Origin of the sequence: Paenibacillus pinistramenti (assembly GCF_005869875.1) — a bacterium.
GTDB lineage: Bacteria > Bacillota > Bacilli > Paenibacillales > Paenibacillaceae > Fontibacillus > Fontibacillus pinistramenti.
The window spans coordinates 454527-474472 of the sequence record NZ_VAWG01000002.1 but is presented as its reverse complement, the minus strand read 5'-3'; the positions used below and the strand labels follow the sequence as shown (position 1 = coordinate 474472).

At 54.5% G+C, this 19946-nt stretch carries 14 protein-coding genes; 10 read left to right on the top strand and 4 right to left on the bottom strand.

All coding sequences use genetic code 11. The annotated features are described in order from the left end of the window. Positions 1–100: 100 nt before the first annotated feature. A complete protein-coding gene (locus FCN15_RS04920; protein ID WP_238996515.1) occupies positions 101–1546 on the top strand; it encodes a hemolysin family protein in 1446 nt (481 codons plus the stop codon). A gap of 70 nt (positions 1547–1616) precedes the next feature. Here the strand turns inward: FCN15_RS04920 and FCN15_RS04915 are convergent, their stop codons facing one another. Beyond that, a complete protein-coding gene (locus FCN15_RS04915; protein ID WP_162515291.1) occupies positions 1617–2555 on the bottom strand; it encodes a TIGR03943 family putative permease subunit in 939 nt (312 codons plus the stop codon). 29 nt (positions 2556–2584) lie between these two features. Further along, positions 2585–3463, bottom strand: a complete 879-nt coding sequence (locus tag FCN15_RS04910) for a permease (RefSeq protein WP_162515290.1) — start codon at positions 3461–3463, stop codon at positions 2585–2587. A gap of 407 nt (positions 3464–3870) precedes the next feature. Here FCN15_RS04910 and FCN15_RS04905 point away from each other — a divergent pair, with 407 nt between their 5' ends. The 6 genes from FCN15_RS04905 to FCN15_RS04880 all read left to right on the top strand — a co-directional run bounded on the left by FCN15_RS04905 (position 3871) and on the right by FCN15_RS04880 (position 13080). Next, positions 3871–5037 carry a glucose-1-phosphate adenylyltransferase gene (locus tag FCN15_RS04905; RefSeq protein ID WP_138493847.1) on the top strand — a complete coding sequence of 389 codons (1167 nt, stop codon included), beginning with the start codon at positions 3871–3873 and terminating at the stop codon, positions 5035–5037. After that, positions 5034–6137 (top strand): glucose-1-phosphate adenylyltransferase subunit GlgD, encoded by a 1104-nt coding sequence (gene glgD, locus FCN15_RS04900; RefSeq protein WP_138493846.1) that lies wholly within the window; start codon positions 5034–5036, stop codon positions 6135–6137. The genes FCN15_RS04905 and glgD overlap by 4 nt, the downstream gene beginning before the upstream one ends. Positions 6138–6170: 33 nt before the next feature. Continuing rightward, a complete protein-coding gene (locus FCN15_RS04895; RefSeq protein ID WP_138493845.1) occupies positions 6171–8609 on the top strand; it encodes a glycogen/starch/alpha-glucan phosphorylase in 2439 nt (812 codons plus the stop codon). Between the two features lie 241 nt (positions 8610–8850). After that, positions 8851–9918 (top strand): FecCD family ABC transporter permease, encoded by a 1068-nt coding sequence (locus FCN15_RS04890; protein ID WP_238996514.1) that lies wholly within the window; start codon positions 8851–8853, stop codon positions 9916–9918. Then, on the top strand, positions 9915–10952 hold the full coding sequence (locus FCN15_RS04885; RefSeq protein WP_138493844.1) for a FecCD family ABC transporter permease: 1038 nt from the start codon (positions 9915–9917) through the stop codon (positions 10950–10952). Before FCN15_RS04890 ends, FCN15_RS04885 begins: the two co-directional genes overlap by 4 nt. 88 nt (positions 10953–11040) lie before the next feature. Next, entirely contained in the window at positions 11041–13080 is a 2040-nt protein-coding gene (locus FCN15_RS04880; RefSeq protein ID WP_138493843.1) for a Na+/H+ antiporter, read from the top strand. Positions 13081–13172: 92 nt separating this feature from the next. Here FCN15_RS04880 and FCN15_RS04875 read toward each other — a convergent pair whose 3' ends face one another. Beyond that, on the bottom strand, positions 13173–14627 hold the full coding sequence (locus FCN15_RS04875; protein WP_238996513.1) for an MDR family MFS transporter: 1455 nt from the start codon (positions 14625–14627) through the stop codon (positions 13173–13175). A gap of 186 nt (positions 14628–14813) precedes the next feature. Here FCN15_RS04875 and FCN15_RS04870 point away from each other — a divergent pair, with 186 nt between their 5' ends. From FCN15_RS04870 to FCN15_RS04860, 3 genes are all read left to right on the top strand, one after another. Further along, positions 14814–15419 (top strand): TetR/AcrR family transcriptional regulator, encoded by a 606-nt coding sequence (locus FCN15_RS04870; protein ID WP_138493842.1) that lies wholly within the window; start codon positions 14814–14816, stop codon positions 15417–15419. Positions 15420–15718: 299 nt separating this feature from the next. After that, entirely contained in the window at positions 15719–17674 is a 1956-nt protein-coding gene (gene pulA, locus FCN15_RS04865) for a type I pullulanase (protein WP_138493841.1), read from the top strand. Positions 17675–17706: 32 nt separating this feature from the next. Then, positions 17707–18675 (top strand): MsnO8 family LLM class oxidoreductase, encoded by a 969-nt coding sequence (locus FCN15_RS04860; protein ID WP_238996524.1) that lies wholly within the window; start codon positions 17707–17709, stop codon positions 18673–18675. 113 nt (positions 18676–18788) lie between these two features. Here the strand turns inward: FCN15_RS04860 and FCN15_RS04855 are convergent, their stop codons facing one another. Next, a complete protein-coding gene (locus FCN15_RS04855; RefSeq protein ID WP_238996512.1) occupies positions 18789–19862 on the bottom strand; it encodes a hypothetical protein in 1074 nt (357 codons plus the stop codon). Between the last annotated feature and the right edge of the window lie 84 nt (positions 19863–19946).

Sequence of the window (19946 nt, the reverse complement as noted above, 5' to 3'; positions counted from 1 at the left end):
AGACCCGGTGGGAGTACAACTGTCAATTACAGGTGTCATTTACAGGCTGAACGTTGTTAACCGCTTAGAAGCGGGTAATGGTAAGAAACAGAAGTTCTGAATGACGGGAGGTGTGTCCCCGGGGAAGACGGACTGTCCGTTAATTGTCCGCGGATTGTCCGCTGGTCCAGCCCGGGGAGAGCTTATGGATATCATCAAACTGATTACGGTTATACTGCTTATTTTATGTACCGCATTCTTTGTGGCATCCGAATATTCGGTTATCCGCGTGCGGATATCGCGGATTGACCAGCTGGCTGCTGCGGGGAACAAGAAAGCGGCGGCGGTTCAAAGTATTCTCAGCAAGCTGGACGAATATCTGTCCGCCTGTCAGCTCGGTAATACGCTGACTGCGCTGGCGCTTGGCTGGATCGGCGAATCCACCATTGAGCACCTGCTGGCGCCGCTGTTTGAGCTGCTGCATGTACCGGCTTCAATCGAAGCGGTGGCCTCCTTTCTGATCGCGTTTATGCTCCTGACCTTCTTTGAAGTGGTGGTGGGCGAGCTGGTGCCTAAATCGTTTGCGATCCAGCTTGCTGAGCCGATGGCCATGTTCTTCAGCCGTCCGCTGATCGTATTCTACAAGCTGACTTATCCGATCAACTGGTTCCTGAGCCGCTCCTCGCGCCTCATTACCGGCTGGTTCGGCGTGAAGCCCGCTGGCGAGCATGAGACGATACAGACGGAAGCCGAGCTTCGGCTTGCGCTGTCGGAAGGGTACAAGAGCGGACAAATTAATCCGTTTGAATACCGGTATTTGAATAATATTTTTGAGCTGGATAATTTGGCCGTACAGGGAATTATGGTTCCGAGAACAGAAATTGAAGCCGTTCCCAGAGATATGCGGCTGGATGAGTTCGTGAAGTTTGAGGACAGTTCAAGATATGCGTACTACCCGGTGACGATTGACCGGGACAAGGACAGAATCGTGGGACTCCTGGATACGCGGGAGCTGCAGGGGTTATTTTTAAGAGGCAAAGTAAGCGGTTCTGAGCCGGCCGGAGATTACGCCAAGCCGATCATTCAGGTGATTGATACTATCCGCGCCCAAAGCCTGCTGCTTAAAATGCAGAAGGAAGGCATCAAGATGGCGGTTCTGCAGGACGAATTCGGAGGAACCACTGGCATTGTGACGATCGAGGATATTCTGGAGAGCATCGTTGGCGAAATCGACGACGAGCCAGGCGAGGTTCAGCAGGAAGAAGACGTGGTGAAGCTGGAGGACGGCTTATACCGGATCAGTGCCAAGGCTCCCCTGCATGAAATTAACAACCGTCTGCACGCAGGCCTGGAATCCGGTGAAGCACATACACTGGGCGGCTGGATGCTGACCCGCAAATATGACCTGGTAACGGGAGGAAAGGTCAGCTCGAAGAATTATCAGTTTACCGTTGTCGAGATGGACCGCGGGCAGCTCAAGTGGATTGAAGCCCGCAAGCTCTCAAGAGAAGAAATGCTGAACAAAGCCGGCAGCCAATCCGGCAAAGTCAGCAGTTCGGCGCATTAAGAGCCTTAAAGAACTTAACGACCTTAACGATCTTAACGACCTTAACGACCTTAAAGAAGCGGCCGCCGGCTTACTGGGCATTCTCCTTCTGGATTAGCGCAGACACCGCATCAGCGTGGGAATTTTCGTCGGAATACACATAGGGAACGGCTGGCTGGTTAACCTGGACGACGCGGGCTGCATCAATGATCAGCCCTTCCTGTCCTCCTGTATCCGCCTTGAGGGTACCCGTTACCCTGACCCAGGCGTCCTGCTCGGGGGAGGCCATGCCGGCGGGAAGCTGGATACTAACACCAAAGGGAAGGGCGTCGGCGGTGCAGCACAGCACGAGGAAGCGGCCCACGGCAAACTCCTGTCCGTTTTGGCCGATGGATTTATCCTTATACACGAACCCGGTCAGAGCAATCGTTCTTCCGGCAAACTCCTGCTTGAACAGCTCAATTGCGGCTAACGTTTCCGCGTAAATGTCCGGGTTCACTTCGATCACCGGTTCAGCGTACAGAAGCTCCGCGAGCTGCGCAAGCTCCGTATTCTTATTTCCGGGAGCCAGGAAAGCCTTGCCGGGACCTGACTCCTGCCGAAGCAGGCCGGATTGGAACGCTGAGGAAGCAAGGTCTTTGCTCACATGTTCGTCCAGCAGAGGTACAGTATAGGAAAAGCCTTTGGCTGCAGCAGCGCTGCTGCCAAGCGCCCGGTCCGGCAGCAGGATGCCCAGGCCGAGCGGCAGGATAAACAGCCCGTAGACGAACATTTTGCTCAGGAGCGATTTGGGGGCTTCATGGCTGCAGCCGCATACCGGGTCGTCATCGGGCGCGATCGTTCTATAGGCTGTAAAGACGGCCATCAGCCCGAGCAGCACCGGGCACCAGAACATCCATTTTTCCGTGCGGGGAGCCAGATAATCATGCAGCGAGTTTGTTTTTACAAGAGCTCCTGTAAACAAGGCTAAGCCAAACAGAAGGGCTGCTTGTATGCCGTAATGGATTCTGGGCGACACGGACCTGTTCATAACGGACCTCCATCCAGTCATAAATTGTATTAGGTAATAAAGTAGCGTTCTACAAGGAAGCAGGCTGTGAAGACAAGTGGAGGGACGATGAGCACCAGGGCGATCACAAATCTAGCTTTGAAGGCCGACAGGAGCATCAGCACATTTTTGAAATCCAGCATAGGTCCGAGTACGAGAAAGGACAGCAGAGCTCCATGAGAGAAGGTATGCATGAACGTTGAGGCCACAAAGGCATCCGAAGTGGAACAGAGCGAAAGAACAAAACCGAGCCCCATCATCAAGGCGTACGAGGATACCGGCCCGGCTCCGGCCGCCGCCAGCGTATCACGGGCTACAAACGTCTGCAGGGCTGCGGTCAGAAGACAGCCAAGCAGCAGATACTTGCCGGCGTCAAGGAAGTCATCAGCGGCGTGCTGGAACAGGGCGGCGGTCTTTCTGCGCAGGGGATAGTTCCTTCTAAACAACTTGATCTCGTCATGAAGATGCCCGGAATGACCGGCAAGCGTATGTTTGAGCGGATTGCTGCGGACAGCAGCAGACAGGATGAATCCGGCTGACACAGCCACAAACAGAGCGGCGCCGAGCCTTGCATATACCATCTCCGGATGGCCTTCGAATGCAATGGCGGTCGCTCCGAACACAATGGGATTGACAACCGGGCCTGACAGCAGAAATACGGCAGCCGCGTAAGCCGGCATTCCCTTCTGAACCATCCGTTTGACCAGCGGAATCATCCCGCATTCGCAGATTGGGAATACGGCGCCGAGCAGACAGGCTGCCGCGATACCTGCAAGCGGATTCTTCGGCCATCTCCGTCCCAGAAAATCTTCAGGAATCAGAAGATGAAACAGAGAGGAAGCGAGCGCACCAAACAGGAGAAATGGCACCGCTTCGAGAAATATACTCAAGAAGTAAATTTTAAAAGTGCTAAGATATTCATTCCCCGCCATATTATGCAGTTTAGGCAGTATGACTACCAGGCAGGCTGCCAAGACGCAGAAAGGAAGGATCAGGGAGAAACGTTTGAGAACTGCCGTGGTATTCATCGTTTACGCACACTCCGATACGATTGTCATTCTTGTCCTCTATCACGAGTATATTTGGGCTTGCTGCCGAATATAACTTCCATTCTAGTATGCTCTCAATAGCTGTACTTTTCCTTGCAGATTAATAAGGCGCAATAAAGGTTAAACATCATTATTCAATTCATTTGGCTGGCTCTTGAGCCCGGCTGATTGGCTGGTTTGTGTCTTGCTAAGAGACTTTACGGATTGACCGGTTAGGATGAATAGATGCTGGAGGAGGCGCTGTCAGAATGAAGAAAGAAGTCGTAGCTATGCTGCTTGCGGGCGGACAGGGAAAACGCCTGAAAGGGCTGACCAAATCTCTTGCCAAGCCTGCAGTTTATTTTGGAGGCACATACCGGATTATCGATTTTCCGCTCAGCAACTGTACGCACTCAGGGATTGATACCGTTGGCGTATTGACCCAGTACGAACCTCTTGTGCTCCATTCCTACATTGGGGTCGGAAGCGACTGGGATCTGGACCGCAGAGGGGGCGGGGTGTTCGTGCTGCCTCCGCATGAAAGGGAGAACGGCAGCAGCTGGTACCAGGGAACGGCGGATGCCATTTACCGGAATTTGAATTTTATCGAGCAGTTCAATCCTGAGCATGTCCTTGTCCTTTCAGGGGACCATATTTATAAAATGGATTATAACGAAATGCTTCGGTTTCATAAGGAAAAAGATGCGGACTGCACCATTTCCGTCATTGACGTGACGGTAGAAGAAGCGACGCGGTTCGGCATCTTGAATACAAATGATGACCTCAGCATTTATGAATTTGAAGAGAAGCCGAAGCAGCCGAAGAGCACGCTGGCATCCATGGGCATTTACTTGTTCAAATGGGATGTTCTCCGGCGCCATCTGATCGAGGATGAGAACAAGGCCTCCTCTTCGTTCGACTTTGGGAAGGATATCATTCCTCTGATGCTTGAGAACAGCATGAAGCTGTACGCCTACCCTTTCAAAGGATACTGGAAGGATGTGGGGACGATTCAGAGCTTGTGGGAAGCAAATATGGATCTCTTGTGCGACGAGCCGAAATTGAAATTAAACGATCCAAGCTGGCGGATCTATACGAGAAGTCCTAACCAGCCTGCCGAGTTTATTGCTCCGGGCGCCAAGCTGAACAATTGCATGATTAACGAGGGCTGTGTCGTGCACGGGGAAGTTATTCATTCCATTCTGTTCTACGGCGTTGAGGTCGGCGAGGGAAGCGTCATCAAGGATTCGATTATTCACCCGAAAGTAAAGATCGGGCGCAATGTCCGAATCAATAAAGCTATCATCAATGAAAATATCGTGATCGAGGACGGAACGGTCATCGGATCTGATAGCGGCGACGAGATCGTCCTTGTGAATTCGGAAGAAGACTATGCAGCCCGCTCCGGGCGCGGAAGGGAAGTGACCAACCCATGAAAGAGCTGATTGGCGTCATTAATCTGGATGATGAGCTGGATCAATTGAATGAATTGACTTACTTCCGGTGCGGGGCTGCGGTTCCTTTCGCCGGCCGCTACCGGCTGATTGATTTTATCCTTTCGAATATGACGAATGCCGGGATCGTGGATATCGCCTTATTTGTACGGCGCAAATACCGCTCGCTCATGGACCATTTGGGGGAGGGGAAATCCTGGGATTTGGACCGGAATCACGGCGGATTGTTTATTTTGCCGCCAGACTGGAACGATCCGACAGATACCTCGCTGGGTGACCTTCAGCATGTGCACAACAATATGGATTTCTTCCACCGCAGCTCCGGCAGTCATATGGTGCATTCGGGAAGCCGGCATATCAGCAAGGTAGATCTGAGGGAGGTTTACAAGCAGCATATCAGCAGCGGCAATGACGTTACGCTTGTGTACAAGAAAGTGGAGGAGCTGCGGCCCGAGCACGAGGCCTGCCTCAGAATCGACGTGGATGAGCAGGGGCAGGTGACGGACATTCACAAGGAGCTCGACCACTCTAATATTTATATTGAGATGTTCATTATTGATAAATACAAGTATCTGGAGCTGGTCAAGGACTGTATTGCCCACGGCAAGAACCAGTTCTTCCGTGACGCCATCCAGGAGAACCGGGACCGTCTCAAAATAGGCGCCTATGCGTACGACGGCTATCATGCAGTCATTAACTCTGTGGAAAGCTATTTTGCCAACAGCATGGATCTGCTGAACAGGGAGAACTACACAGAGCTGTTCCGCGATCAGCCGATCAGCACGAAGATCAAATACGAGGTGCCGACCCGGTACACAGAGAATGCGGAAGTTAAGAACTCACTGGTTGCGAACGGCTGCACAATTGCCGGGCAGGTCGAGAACAGCATTTTGTTCCGCGGGGTCCAGATCGGCAAAGGCGCCCGCATCTCCAACTCCATCCTCATGCAGAAATGTGTAATTGAAGACAATGCAGTGATAGAAAATGTCATTATGGATAAGGACGTGCACTTGTCCCGGGGAGTCACCTTGATGGGCGACACGCGGAAGCCTTTTGTCATCGCGAAGAGCAGTCAAATCTAACCGGGATACGTGCTGGTCAGGAGGAGAAAGCCATTGTTTAAAGATAAAGATACTTTCAAGCGCGCCTTAACAAGGCAATTGGTTGACAAGCTTGGCCGGCCTTTGGAGGAAGTATCGGAGGCTGACGTCTACAAAGTGCTCAGCGGAATGATCCGCGAACAGATTGGCCGGGACTGGGCGCAGACGAACACCGTATACAAGGAGCAGAAGGAGAAGCAGGTTTATTATTTTTCCATGGAGTTTCTGATTGGCAGGCTGCTGGGCAACAATCTGCTGAATCTCGGGGTACTCGAAACGGTCCGGGACGGACTTAAAGAGCTGGGTTTTCCCTTCGGAGAGGTTGAAGAGCAGGAAAGTGACGCGGGGCTGGGCAACGGCGGGCTGGGCAGGCTTGCGGCCTGCTTTATGGATTCCCTTGCTTCTCTCCAGTATGCCGGCCATGGAACTGGAATCCGCTATAAATACGGTTTGTTCGAACAGAAAATTATGGACGGCAACCAAGTGGAACTGCCGGATTACTGGCTTCAGAAAGGCAATGAGTGGGAGATCCGCCGGCCCGACAAGCAGGTAGAGGTCCGGTTCTGGGGAAATGTCGTTACCCGCGAAGTGCAGGGCAGGCTGATCTTTGAAACGATCCAGTATGAATCGGTCCGCGGCGTGCCTTATGATGTGCCGATTATCGGCTTCGGGAATCCCCATATCAATACACTCCGGCTGTGGAGCGCCGAGTCCATGATGGACCCTTTCCGCCAGCCTTCCGGGCAGGACGGCAGTTATTACAGGTACCTGGACTACAACCGGTCCGTGGAATCCATCTCCGAGTTCCTGTACCCGGACGATTCCCATTATGAAGGCAAGCTGCTGCGGCTCAAACAGCAGTATTTCTTGTGCTCGGCCGGTGTGCAGAGCGTCCTGCGCACATTCGGCAAGCTGAATCTGCCGCTGACCGAGCTGCCGGAGAAGGTTGCAATCCAGATCAACGATACACATCCGACGCTGGTCATTCCGGAACTGATGCGCCTGCTGATCGACGATAACGGGTTCGGCTGGGATGAAGCATGGGAGATCACCAATAAAGTGGTGGGCTATACCAATCACACTATCTTAAGCGAGGCTTTGGAGAAATGGCCGCAGCAGATGGTCAAGGAGCTGCTCCCGCGCATTTACATGATCATCGAAGAGATTGACCGCCGCTTCCGGATTCAGCTGAATGAACGTTATCCCGATCAGCCGGACAGAGTGTCCCGCATGGCCATCATTGAACATAATCAAATCCGCATGGCCCACCTGGCCATTCACGGCGGACACTCCATTAATGGAGTAGCCGCGCTGCATACGGAGATATTAAAGAAGCGGGAAATGAAGGATTTTTACGAACTGTATCCGGAGCGGTTCAATAACAAGACCAACGGAATTACGCACCGCCGCTGGCTGATGTATGCGAATCCGGACCTTGCCGCACTGGTTACCGAATGTATGGGCTCAAGATGGATCAAACACCCGCAGGAGCTGAACGGGCTGATCAAGTGCTGCAAGGATGCCGCCTTCCAGAATGAGGTCGCCAAGGTCAAGAAGCAGAACAAAGAGCGGCTCGCCGCCTACATTCTGGAGAAGCAGGGCATTACCGTAGATCCGAACTCCTTGTTCGACATTCAGGTCAAGCGCCTGCACGCTTACAAGAGACAGCTCCTGAACGTGTTCCATATCATTCACTTGTATAATCAGCTGAAGGAAAATCCGAATATGGATATTGTGCCGCGGACCTTTATCTTTGGAGCCAAAGCGGCGCCAAGCTATTACCTGGCCAAGCGGATTATCAAGCTGATCAATACGGTAGCCGCTCGGATCAACGGGGATAAGGCGGTTCGAGATGTGCTGAAGGTGATTTTTCTGGAAAATTATTCGGTATCCCTCGCCCAGAAGATCATCCCGGCTGCAGATGTCAGCGAGCAGATCTCCACAGCCAGCAAAGAGGCCTCAGGCACAGGAAACATGAAGTTCATGATGAACGGAGCTTTAACCGTAGGAACGATGGACGGGGCTAACGTGGAAATGCACGAAATGCTGGGGGATGAGAACATGTTCATCTTCGGGCTCAGCGCGGAGCAGGTGCAGAACTTCTATCAGTACGGCGGGTATTCGGCCTGGGATATGTATAACAGCGATTCCCGCATCCATGAGGTCATGGACCAGCTGATTGCGCCGGGACCCGTGTGCAGCCAGGAGAATGAATTCCGCGACATTTACCAGTCGATTCTGGACCATAATGATGAATACTTTGTGCTGAAAGATTTTTCAAGCTATATCGAAGCGCACTTGAATATTGATCTGGCATACCGGAATCAGTCAGACTGGCATCAGAAAGCCATCCTTAATATTGCGCATTCCGGTAAATTCTCCAGTGACTGCACCATTCGGGAATATGCCTCGGAGATTTGGAAGATCAGTCCGGTCAAGAGGCGGCAGATTTAACGCTATGCAGCGGGGAAGGGAAGCTGGCACTGCTAACCGCTAGGCTTGAGTCAGACTTTTGTCAGATATTAGTCAGGCATTAGTCAGATTTGAGCCCGGCTTGAGCCGGCTTCCCGGCCCGGCAGGCAAAAAAGATTGACCCTGAGAATGATTATCAATAAAATGAAAGCTGTATGACTTGATCGTTAATTCGTCTTGTATACATAATTTCTCAGCAAGCAAGGCAGATAGGAGCAGATGGATGATGGAAGCAACCTCATCAAGCGCAGCTGGAGGCCGGCCGGATGACCAGAAGAAGCATAAGCCCAAGGGCCGGCCGCTGGCAGCTGTCACAATTCTGATCAGCGGAGCGGTACTTCTGGTGCTCGCGCTGCTGGTTTCGATTTCGGTCGGTTCAATTTCTATCCCGCTAAGAACTGTCTGGCAGGCCTTGTTGCACTTTAATCCCGATGTGAACGATCATCTGGTTATCCGTGAAGTGAGGCTTCCGCGTGCATTGGCAGGCGTAATGGTAGGCGCAGGCCTTGCCGTTTCAGGAGCGGTTATGCAGGGGATGACCCGCAATCCGATTGCGGACCCGGGACTGCTGGGGCTGAACGCCGGCGCAGGCTTCGTGCTGGCCGCGGTCTTTGCCCTTTATCCCAATATGTCTTATAACACGTTAATTCTGTATTCTTTTATTGGTGCAGGGATTGGAGCAGGAATGGTATTCGGAATCGGCTCCTTGTCCAAGAAAGGCCTGACGCCGATGAGGCTGGCGCTGTCAGGCGCGGCAGTCAGTGCGCTGCTGTCCGCTTTGGCGGAAGGCATCGCCGTATATTTCAAGATCGGACAGGACCTGGCGTTTTGGTACGCGGGCGGTCTGGCGGGCATTCACTGGACCCAGGTAAAAATCATGTTCCCCTGGGTTGCAGCCGCTTTGATCGGGGCAATTCTTCTATCCCGCTCGATTACGGTGTTAAGTCTCGGCGATGAGGTGTCCTCCGGTCTGGGACAGCGGAATGGGCTGATCCGCCTCGGAGGAACGGTGGTCGTTCTGGTGCTGGCCGGTGCAGCGGTGTCTGCGGTCGGCGCCATCGGCTTCCTCGGCCTGCTGATTCCGCACATTGTGCGCTATCTGGTTGGAGTGGATTACCGCTGGGTGATTCCTTGTTCCGGCATGTTCGGCGCGCTGCTGATCGTGCTGGCCGATATCGGCTCGCGGATTATCAATCCGCTGCAGGAAGTGCCGGTCGGCGGCCTGATCGCCCTTATCGGCGTCCCGTTCTTCCTGTATCTCGTCCGTAGAGGAGGCAGGGAAATGCGATGAAGAACACAACTCCTCCTTACGGACATTTAGTCAAAAGGTCCAGAAAGACCGTTTGGCTGGCACTCCTTCTTCTGGCCGCACTTGCGGCCGTGTTTCTGATCAGTATGAATCTGGGAGCGGTGAAGCTGACTCCGGCGCAGGTCATTCATACCTTGTTCGGCGGGGGAGACGCCCGCGAGCATCTGATCTTGTTCAAGCTCAGGCTGCCGAGAATCGTCATTGCCGTCCTCATTGGGGGAGGGCTTGCCGTTTCCGGCGCGATCATGCAGGGGCTGACCCGCAACCCGCTGGCAGAGCCGGGGATACTGGGCATTAATGCTGGAGCAGGCCTTGCGATCCTGATCTATGCGGCCTATTTCCCGGTTGTGACGCTCGGAACGGCTTTTATGATGCCGCTGTTCGCGCTTGCCGGCGCCATGCTTACAGCTGTGCTGATCTACAGCCTGGCCTTTAGACGATCCGAAGGTCTGTCACCAACAAGTCTGGTGCTGAACGGCATCGGGATTGCCGCAGGCGTCAGCGCTGCGATGATCGTAATATCCGTCCGGCTGACACCGGAGAAATACCAGTCTGTATATATTTGGCTGGCAGGAAGCATCAGCGGGACAACCTGGGATTACGTACTGGCGCTGCTGCCCTGGATTCTGGTACTATTGCCTTACGTATTCTACAAGTCAAGGGTGCTGAATGTGCTGTCACTTGGAGATAAAACAGCTCTTGGACTGGGTGCCAATCTGGAAAAAGACCGCTTCGGCCTGCTCGCCGCGGCCGTATGCCTGGCAGCCGCCTGCGTCGCTTCCGGCGGTTCGATCAGCTTTGTCGGCTTAATCGGACCGCATTTGGCCAGACGCCTGGTTGGCCCCAATTACAAGCACCTGCTGCCGGTCTCCGCTCTGCTGGGAGCCCTGCTGGTGCTGATCGGCGACACGATCGGCCGTTCCGTCATGCACACCGGCGAAGTGCCGACCGGCATCGTAGTGGCCGTGATCGGTGCCCCTTATTTCCTGTACCTGCTTGCTAAAGCAAAGGCATAAGGAAATAGGAATAAGAAGTGCAAAGCCGCCCGTTCCCGCTGGGGGACGGCGGCTTTATTTATAAAAATGGAAAGGGGCTGCCTGTCCCATGGAAATATTTTTTACAGTACTTATATTACTGGGGCTGGTCGGCGTATCAAATCTGCTTAACCGGTTTGCGCCGTTTGTGCCGGTGCCCTTGTTCCAGATCGCGCTGGGCGCGCTGATCAGCCTGATCCCGCCGTACATTCATCTCCCGCTGAATCCGGAGCTGTTCTTTGTGCTGTTTATTGCTCCGCTGCTGTATAACGACGGGAAAAAGACACCGCGCGGCGAGCTCTGGAGCCTCCGGGCTCCAATCCTCCTGATGGCGCTCGGTCTTGTCTTTGCGACCGTCGTGGTGGCCGGATATTTCATCCACTTCCGGATTCCGTCCATTCCGCTTGCAGCGGCGTTCGCGCTGGCCGCGATCCTGTCGCCGACCGATGCGGTGGCCGTCAGCTCGCTTGCCGGCCGGATCAAGCTGCCGAAGAGGATTATGCGCCTGCTGGAGGGAGAATCGCTGATGAACGACGCTTCCGGCCTGGTTGCTTTTAAATTTGCGGTGGCGGCTGCTGTGACCGGTGTATTCTCACTCGCAAATGCCACGCTCAGCTTCCTCCTGATTGCAATTGGCGGCCTGCTGATCGGCGCAGTCCTGGCGCTGCTCATCTTCCGCCTGCAGGCATGGATACGCAGCCTCGGCATGGAAGATGTCACGCTGCTCATGCTGGTGCAGATTCTGACGCCATTCCTGATTTATCTGATCGCAGAGGAGGCAGGCGTCTCCGGCATCCTTGCAGTCGTTGCGGCAGGGATTGTGCATTCAATTGACACCGACCGGATCAGCTCGCCTCATTACCGGCTGCGGATTACGTCCGACAGCACCTGGTCGGTCATTTTGTTCCTGCTGAACGGTCTTGTGTTCGTCATTCTGGGCCTTCAGCTGCCGGATGTGGCCCGTGTCATTTTTAAAGATCCGTCCTTTGATAACGGTCAGGTGCTCGGATATATCGCCGAGATTTCCCTGCTGCTGCTGGCTTTGCGCTTCGCATGGGTGTATGTGTTCTGGAGAGCAGGCAGCGGAGACCGGGAGCAGCAGGAGAATACCGAACTCGATCAGCACCGCTTCAAGACCTCGCTGCTGACCGCTCTGTCCGGCGTCCGGGGGACGGTTACGCTGGCCGGTGCTTTCTCCATCCCTTACATGCTGGGGAGCGGGGAGGTTTTTCCAGAGAGGGATCTGATCATCTTTATCGCGGCGGGAGTTATTCTGTTTACCCTGCTTGCAGCCAGCATTCTGCTCCCGCTGCTTTCGCGGAAGGCGGATTCGGATTACAGCCATGAGGAGGAGAAACAGCAGGAGGTTGCCGCCCGCGTTGCGCTCCTGAAGAAGGCGATTGCGATTACGAAGGACGAGATGACCGGCGAGAATCAAAGAGCCGCGATGGAACTCATTTCCTACTACAATCAGGAAATCCGCGAAATGCAGTCCCTGGTTGTTCAGGATATCGACAAGTTCCGGGAAACAGAATGCGAGGTTCGGCTGCTTGGCGTCAAAGCCGAGCGGGCGGAAATCGAGGCGCTGGTGAAGCGGGGAGAAATTACAGCAGAAGTCGCAGCCAAATTCTTCGACATGATGGATGAGATGGAATATATGCTGACCACCCGGAGAAGATTCAGAATGCGGATCTCGTTCCTCAGGCTCATCTTCCGCCGGATCTTCAACAAGCTGTTCCGGCCTTCGGCCATGACGAAGGAGAAGAATAAGCTGGATGAGTATAAGAACGCCAAGGTCAAGACCTGCCAGGCAGCGATTGAAGCCATTTCCGGCAGCCTGTGTGCTGAAAATCGGATGGTCTCTTCCGGGGTCATTACACGTTATAAGGAAATGATCTACAGGCTCACCGCTTCACCTGAAGGGATGGAATCCAAGGAGTTCAAAGAGTACAAGAAAGAGCTGAGAATGAAAGCCGTCCAGGCTGAAAGGGACGAGGTGCAGACCATGTATGAGAAAGGCAGCATCTCCCGGTCTGTGGCGAACAAGCTCCGCCAATTTATCAACATGGTGGAGGCTTCCCTGCTGGATGAGGAGCCGGAGCACGGCTAAGACAGCTAAATGAAATAACCGCAGAGGCGCAAGAGCCCTGCGGTTATTTTTGGCGTGCGGAGATGATTTGCAGCGCCAGCTTTGGCCCGAAGTTAAGGCTGCACTTCCCGCTGCTGCTCCACAACCTTCTTATGGGAAGGCAGAAACAGCGAGGAGATGACGATGGCGATGCCAATGATAAAGACGAGCACAAACACCAGATGCATGCCGTGGGCAAGCGCGGCGCTGCTTATTTTTCCACCCGTACCCGCCGCACTGCTTGAGCTTCCTTGTCCATCGTTCACAATGGAGGTGTTGAAAATAGTCCCGAACACGGCTATTCCCACCGTTTGTCCAATGGAGCGCATCAGCGTATTCGAGGCGGTAGCCGCGCCGCGCATCTGCCAGCCTACAGCGGACTGGATCAGTACAGTCGTCGGCGTCGTTGCGTACCCCATGCCGAGCCCGATGACGATCATAATCCCTACAAAATACCAGTAAGGCGATCCGAGTTCCAGAGCCAGCAGCCAGGTGCCGCCAAGAGCAATGAAGACAGAGCCTGCAACCGCCGTCAGTTTGGAGCCAATCTTGTACATGTAGCGTCCGGCAAACGTGGCTGCAAGCGGCCAGGCGATCGACATCGGCATGAGCGTCAGGCCGGAGCTGGTAGCGCTGTGGCCCAGAATATCCTGAATCCACATCGGCAGATAAACGTTCACGCCTATTACGACCGCGCTCGATAGGAAGCTTACGAGATTGGAGACCGAAATGACCGGAATCCGGAACAGGGAAGGGGGCAGCATCGGCTCCTTCACCCTGCTTTCAATAATCCCGAAGAGGATAATGAAGATAACGGCAACCCCAAGCAGCGTATAAACAGGACCTGAATTCCAGGCGTACTTCTGGCCCTCGCCGGCGTTAAGAAGCGCGTACAGCAGGGATGAAATACCGATGGTGAAGGTTAGAGCGCCCCAGTAGTCGATTGTCCGGTCAGCCTTCTTCTCCAGTGACTCATGGAAATAGAAGATGATCAGCAGCAGGGAGACGAGGCCGATGGGCAGATTAATATAGAAGATCCAGCGCCAGCTGACCTGGTCCACAAAGAAACCGCCGATCAGCGGGCCGAGCAGGCCGGCGATTCCCCAAACCGAGCTGAATACCCCCTGCATCTTCGCGCGCTGTTCTCCAGGGTAGAGATCCCCGATAATTGTAAAAGTCAGCGGCATTACGGCCCCTGCCCCAATCCCTTGGACAGCGCGGAACCAGATCAATTGGCTCATAGTCTGAGCAGCTCCCGATAACATGGACCCCCCCACAAATAAAATAACACCGATAATAAAAATGCTCTTCCGGCCGAATAAATCGGCTAATTTCCCGTAAATGGGAGTGGTTACAGCTGTGGTCAGCGTATAAATCGCAAATACCCAGCTGATCAAGGATAAACCGCTGAGGTCGCTCACGATCTGCGGCGTAGCTGTGCTGACAACCGTGACATCAATGGCGACTAAGAGAATGGCGACCAGCATTGCCAGGGTGACCATTTGCCGATTGGTCGATTTGATAGACATGTTTCTGCTCTCCTTATCTGTTGATTCTGAAATCTGAAATGAAGACGGCTCGTGCTTGTCCCGGTTACCATAATTTGCTGCTCTTGTTATCTCCCTTTCGCTAAGCTAATATGAAGCGGAGAACCATCTCACTTATGATAAGCGGAGAATTCTCCGTTTGTCAACGGAATTTGGGAGTGATAGAACTTGAAGGATAACATAAAGAAGGACGGCCGCTCTGAACGGCGGGATGCCGCCGAGAACCGCAGACGTATCCTTGAGGCAGCGTCCGGACTGTTTGGCCAGCATGGCGTCACACAGGTAAGCATGAATCAAATTGCCCAGGAGGCCCGCATCGGCCCCGGCACCCTTTACCGCCGGTACAGCAGCAAGGGCGAAATCTGCCTGGATCTGATCAAGGACCAGATTGACGGTTTGTTTAAGGATATCGAAGCTTATTTACAGGAGAACCTGGCGACTCCTCCGGATGACAAGCTGAAAGGGGTGCTCAACCTCTTTATTCAATTCAGGGAAAATAAGAACCAGCTGCTTAAAGGTGTCGAAGATTCCGCTGGAAGCGTCAAGAGCAAGCCGTTTATCCATGATCCGCTCTATCTTAGACTGCATGAGATTTATGTCCGCCTGTTTGAAGAGCAGAGTGTTAAAGCGGATTCAGCGGCAAGCAGCGTCTTCAAGGCTGACATGCTCCTGAGTTTATTCAAGGGCGATTCTTACCAGCTGCAAAGAGAAGTGCGCGGCTATTCGCCGGAACAAATTGTGGAGCAGATTTGCGCCGTCTTTTGCGGGAAGTGACCCTAAACGACTGAATCGGCTCCGTGTGCCCATACGCCGAAAGATTAAACGCTGCCCATGTGAGGTATTAATTTAAAGAGCGAGCTTGGGCAGGCTTTTTTTTAACAGCTGCACTGAATATAATGAACCTGATATACGTTCAGTCAATCAGCACCAGGGAAAGCACCTTGCCCGTTATATGAGAAAGTGTGTAAAAGACTTCTGTGATAATGGTTTCCATGAGCAGAGAGCAGACTGGCGCGCGGAGTCTCATTCATTCATCTGCTGCGCAGCCGGGAAAAAGAGGAGGAACAGCAGCTTTGTCCGTTCAAAAAGATCGACAAATGACCACCAACTACGGTGATCCGGTTATCACCGGGGGCTTAGAGGTATTTGACCCGAAATTTGATGACATCTATTTCTATGACGGCGATGATTTGGGCGCCCGCTGCAGTGAGGACCGGACTTTATTCCGTCTATGGGCGCCGACTGCCGGCGAGGCCTGGGTGAATCTCTACGAGAGCTGGAATGCTGAGCAGCCTGACAAGCGCCGCATGCGCAGGGATGTCAAAGGAACCTGGGTTTTGGAGGCTGAAGGCAACTTCGAGGGGATTTATTACACTTATTCCGTAAAAATCGGGGAAGAAATGCATGAAGCGGCTGACCCCTACGCAAGAGCTGTAGGCGTCAACGGTGACAGAGGCTGTATTCTGGCTCCGGGAAGCACGGACCCGCAGCGGTGGACAGAAGACAGACCCGCCCTCGCTTCGCCGCTGGATGCTGTGATCTATGAGATTCACGTCCGGGATGCGACGATCCATCCTGCGAGCGGTGCAGTGCATAAAGGCAAATATCTGGGGCTTGCCGAGTCCGGGACCACCGGGCCTGGAGGAATTCCGACCGGACTGGACCATATTGCCGGACTCGGGGTTACCCATGTTCAGCTGCTGCCTGTGTACGACTATGCCACTGAAAGCGTCGACGAAACCCGTCTCGATGAGCCGCAGTATAACTGGGGGTACGACCCCAAGAATTACAATGTGCCTGAAGGCTCCTATGCAACCAATCCGTATGATCCGGCTGCCCGGATCCGGGAGCTGAAGGAGCTGATCCAGGCGTTCCATGACAAGGGGATTGGGGTGGTTATGGATGTTGTCTATAACCATGTGTACGATGGGCACCTGATACACTTTACCCGGCTGGTGCCGGGATATTATCTGCGTTATACGGCTGACCGCAGGTTCTCCAACGGCTCGGGCTGCGGGAATGATGTGGCTTCCGAACGCCGCATGGTCTCCAAATTTATTATCGACTCTGTCTTGTATTGGGCTGAAGAATTTCATTTCGACGGGTTCCGCTTTGACCTGATGGGCCTGCTGGATATAGACACGATGAATGAGCTTCGCAGGCGGCTGGATGAGCTCGATCCGGCGATCATGCTGTACGGGGAAGGCTGGAACATTCCGACGGAACTTGATCCAAAGCGCCAGGCTGCAATGGTGAATGCCAAAATGCTGCCGGGCATCGGCCACTTCAGCGATGTGATCCGAAATGCGGTTAAAGGCGATGTCTTTGATCCGAAAGCAGGAGGTTTTATTACAGCAGACGCCGGCTATGAGAATGAGATCCGCAAAGGCATCGTTGGAGGAATCCGCTATGATGCCGAGATCCGTGCATTTGCCCAGGAGCCTGTCCAATCGGTCAATTATGCCGAATGCCATGATAACTACACGATGTGGGATAAAATCGTACTCGCCACGGGCAGCGACGCAGCGCTGCTCCGCCGGGCGATGCACCGGCTTGGCTCGGCGATCATCATGACGAGCCAGGGCATTCCGTTTCTGCACGCGGGCCAGGAGTTCATGCGCACCAAAGACGGGGTTGAGAACAGTTACAACGCGGATGATCTGACCAATCGGCTGGACTGGGACCGCTGTAACGTCCACCAGGAGGATGTGGCCTATATGCGGGAGCTGATTGCTCTTCGCAGGCAGCATCCGGCTTTCCGGCTCCGGACAGCCGAGCTGATCCGCAAGCATCTTCATTTTGAGCATTCTCCTTACCACTCCGTGGCGTACAGCCTGCGCGATCACGCCGGCGGCGATGAAGACCGGCATTTATATATTATTTATAATTCGAATCGTGAGCCTGTACAGGTCAGCCTGCCTGATCTCGGCGAATGGGAAGTGCGGTTCGGGGAGCCGCTGGTGCGCAGCCTCAAGGAGCGGACAATGGAGATCGACGGAATTGGCATGGTTGTGCTGGGCATCCGTTAACCGCACGAAAGATTTGATACTATTTGGAAGGAATGCTGGTGAAAATGACAGACGGATCAGCCTATCATCCGGAGCCGCCGATTCAGTTAGGAATTCTGGACTTGGTGCCGCAGGCGGAAGGCGCCGCCGCCGAGCAGGCTGTCCGGGAAGCAGCTAGGCTGGCCCAAACGGCGGAGGCATGCGGATACACGCGTTACTGGGCGGCTGAGCACCATGACCTGCCGGGGCTGGCGTGTGCTGCTCCGGAAGTGCTCCTGGCCCATATCGGCGCCGTTACGCGCTCCATTAAGCTGGGAACGGGGGCGCTGCTGCTGCCGCATTACAGCCCGCTCAAGGTGGCCGAGACCTTTAACCTGCTGTCCGCGCTGTATCCGGGGCGGATAGAGCTTGGAATCGGCCGCGCTCCCGGCGGGCCGGCGCATGCGTCAATGGCGCTGAGCGGCAATTTCCTGCAGCGGGTGTACGGCATGGAGCAATCGGTCAAAGCTTTGACCGGGCTGCTGGACGGCACGTACACCTATGAAGGCGAGCCGGTTCAGGCGAAACCGGCTGCTGCCGCAAGCCCGGCGCTCTGGATGCTCGGCACTGGCAGCAGGAGCGCCGGGTATGCGGCGCAGAGCGGGTGCGGCTTTGTCTTCGGCGCTTTTATGAGCGACGAGGACCCTGCCGCAGCTTTAGCCGCCTACAGGCAGGCGTTTGTCCCGTCCAGCAGGCTGCCCGGTCCCCGGACGATCCTCGCTGTCAGCGTCCTATGCGCGGAGTCGGCCGGGGAAGCGGCGGAGCTGGCCCGGGCGGGCAGACCCGGCCTGTCTGACGAAGCTGCCCCGCCGCGCCGGCAGCACGAGATCTTGGGGACGGCCGGGGAGGCCGTCAGCCGGCTGCGGGACTGGCAGAGCAGGTACAGAAACGATGAGTTTCTGATTATGACGCCCTCCTGGAATTATGAGGCGCGGCAGCGTTCGGTCCGCCTGCTTGCGGAGTGCGTCAAAGCCTTGTCCTAGCTTGCCCGGGACTTCATCCGGGACTTCATCCGGAACTTCACCCGGGACTTCATCCCGGACACCATTGTAAAGATCGAAGGCGGCACGGAGATCCTCCCGTGCCGCCTTCTGGTTTAATGTGCCCGGATGACCCGGATGGCTGCATTTTGTTTTGCCTTCAGCGGTTTGACATAGTGGGGCTTCATGGAAGTAGCAGAGCGTTTGGTATGTGACCGCAAGCTGCGCGGTCTCGCCACCTTGACCCCGAACTTGCGGAGCGCCCATTCAACCGGAAACGCTACCGAAAGGCTGCCGTCTTCCGCTCCGGCAAAATTAACGGCTGCCGCATAGCTGCCGCGTCTGGTCAGCCAGACCGAGCCGGAATCGCCGGCGAGCGATACGGGTCTTTTCCCTGTGACAATCGTCTGATTCTTGAACTTGACAACGTCCAGCCCGCCAAAATCTTCATACGAGACGTTAACGTCTGTATTGATGGATTCGACAGTCCCGTAGACGAGTCCGCTCGACCGGCCGATTTTTTTGAAGCGGTCGCCCACTTTGTAAGAACGGACGCTGCCGGGAAGCGCGCCGAATTTGGCATAGCGGGGGGACAGGAGAGAGCGCCGGAGCGGAAGCGACAGGGCGGCATCCATATAGTTCTCGCCTTTGCCGCTCAAAGGGACGAACCGGTACAAACGGCCGATCAGATCCTTCTTGACCATTCCGCCGTCTGCCCCTCCGGGCTGGAGAGTCTCGGAGTATCCCGCCGTGTTGTTCCGGTTCAGCACATGATTGTTGCTCAGGACATACAGATTGCCCTTCTTATCCGATACGATAAGCCCCGCAGTGCCGGAGCCCTTGGCGGTTCCGATGCTGTAGCCGGCAATGACCGGACGGATGCGGCGCTGGTACTTTCCCTGTCCTGTTGAGGAATGCACCCGGAACCGTTTGGCGTGAACGTAGCGGATAGGCACGGTGATTTGTTTGCCCTGGTAACGGATGGTATGCTGCTTCTTCCGGCCTGTCTTTCTTGGCTTGATCGATGCCGACGCATTCGAGAATTTTCCCGTGTACACAATGACTGCGGCTCCCTTGCCGGGCTTCCGCGGATGCCGGTAGCCGACACCTACAGCATGGACGCCGGGCTGCCTGAGAAGCTGCTTGGACAAGCGCTCCTTGAGCCGGTTTGCTGCTCTAAAGTCAGCCAAATTCATCACCTTCTTCATGAGTGTAGTACAGTTTATGGAAGGGTTGACGGAATGGTGAGGCGAATGTTATAAGGGTAAGACGAA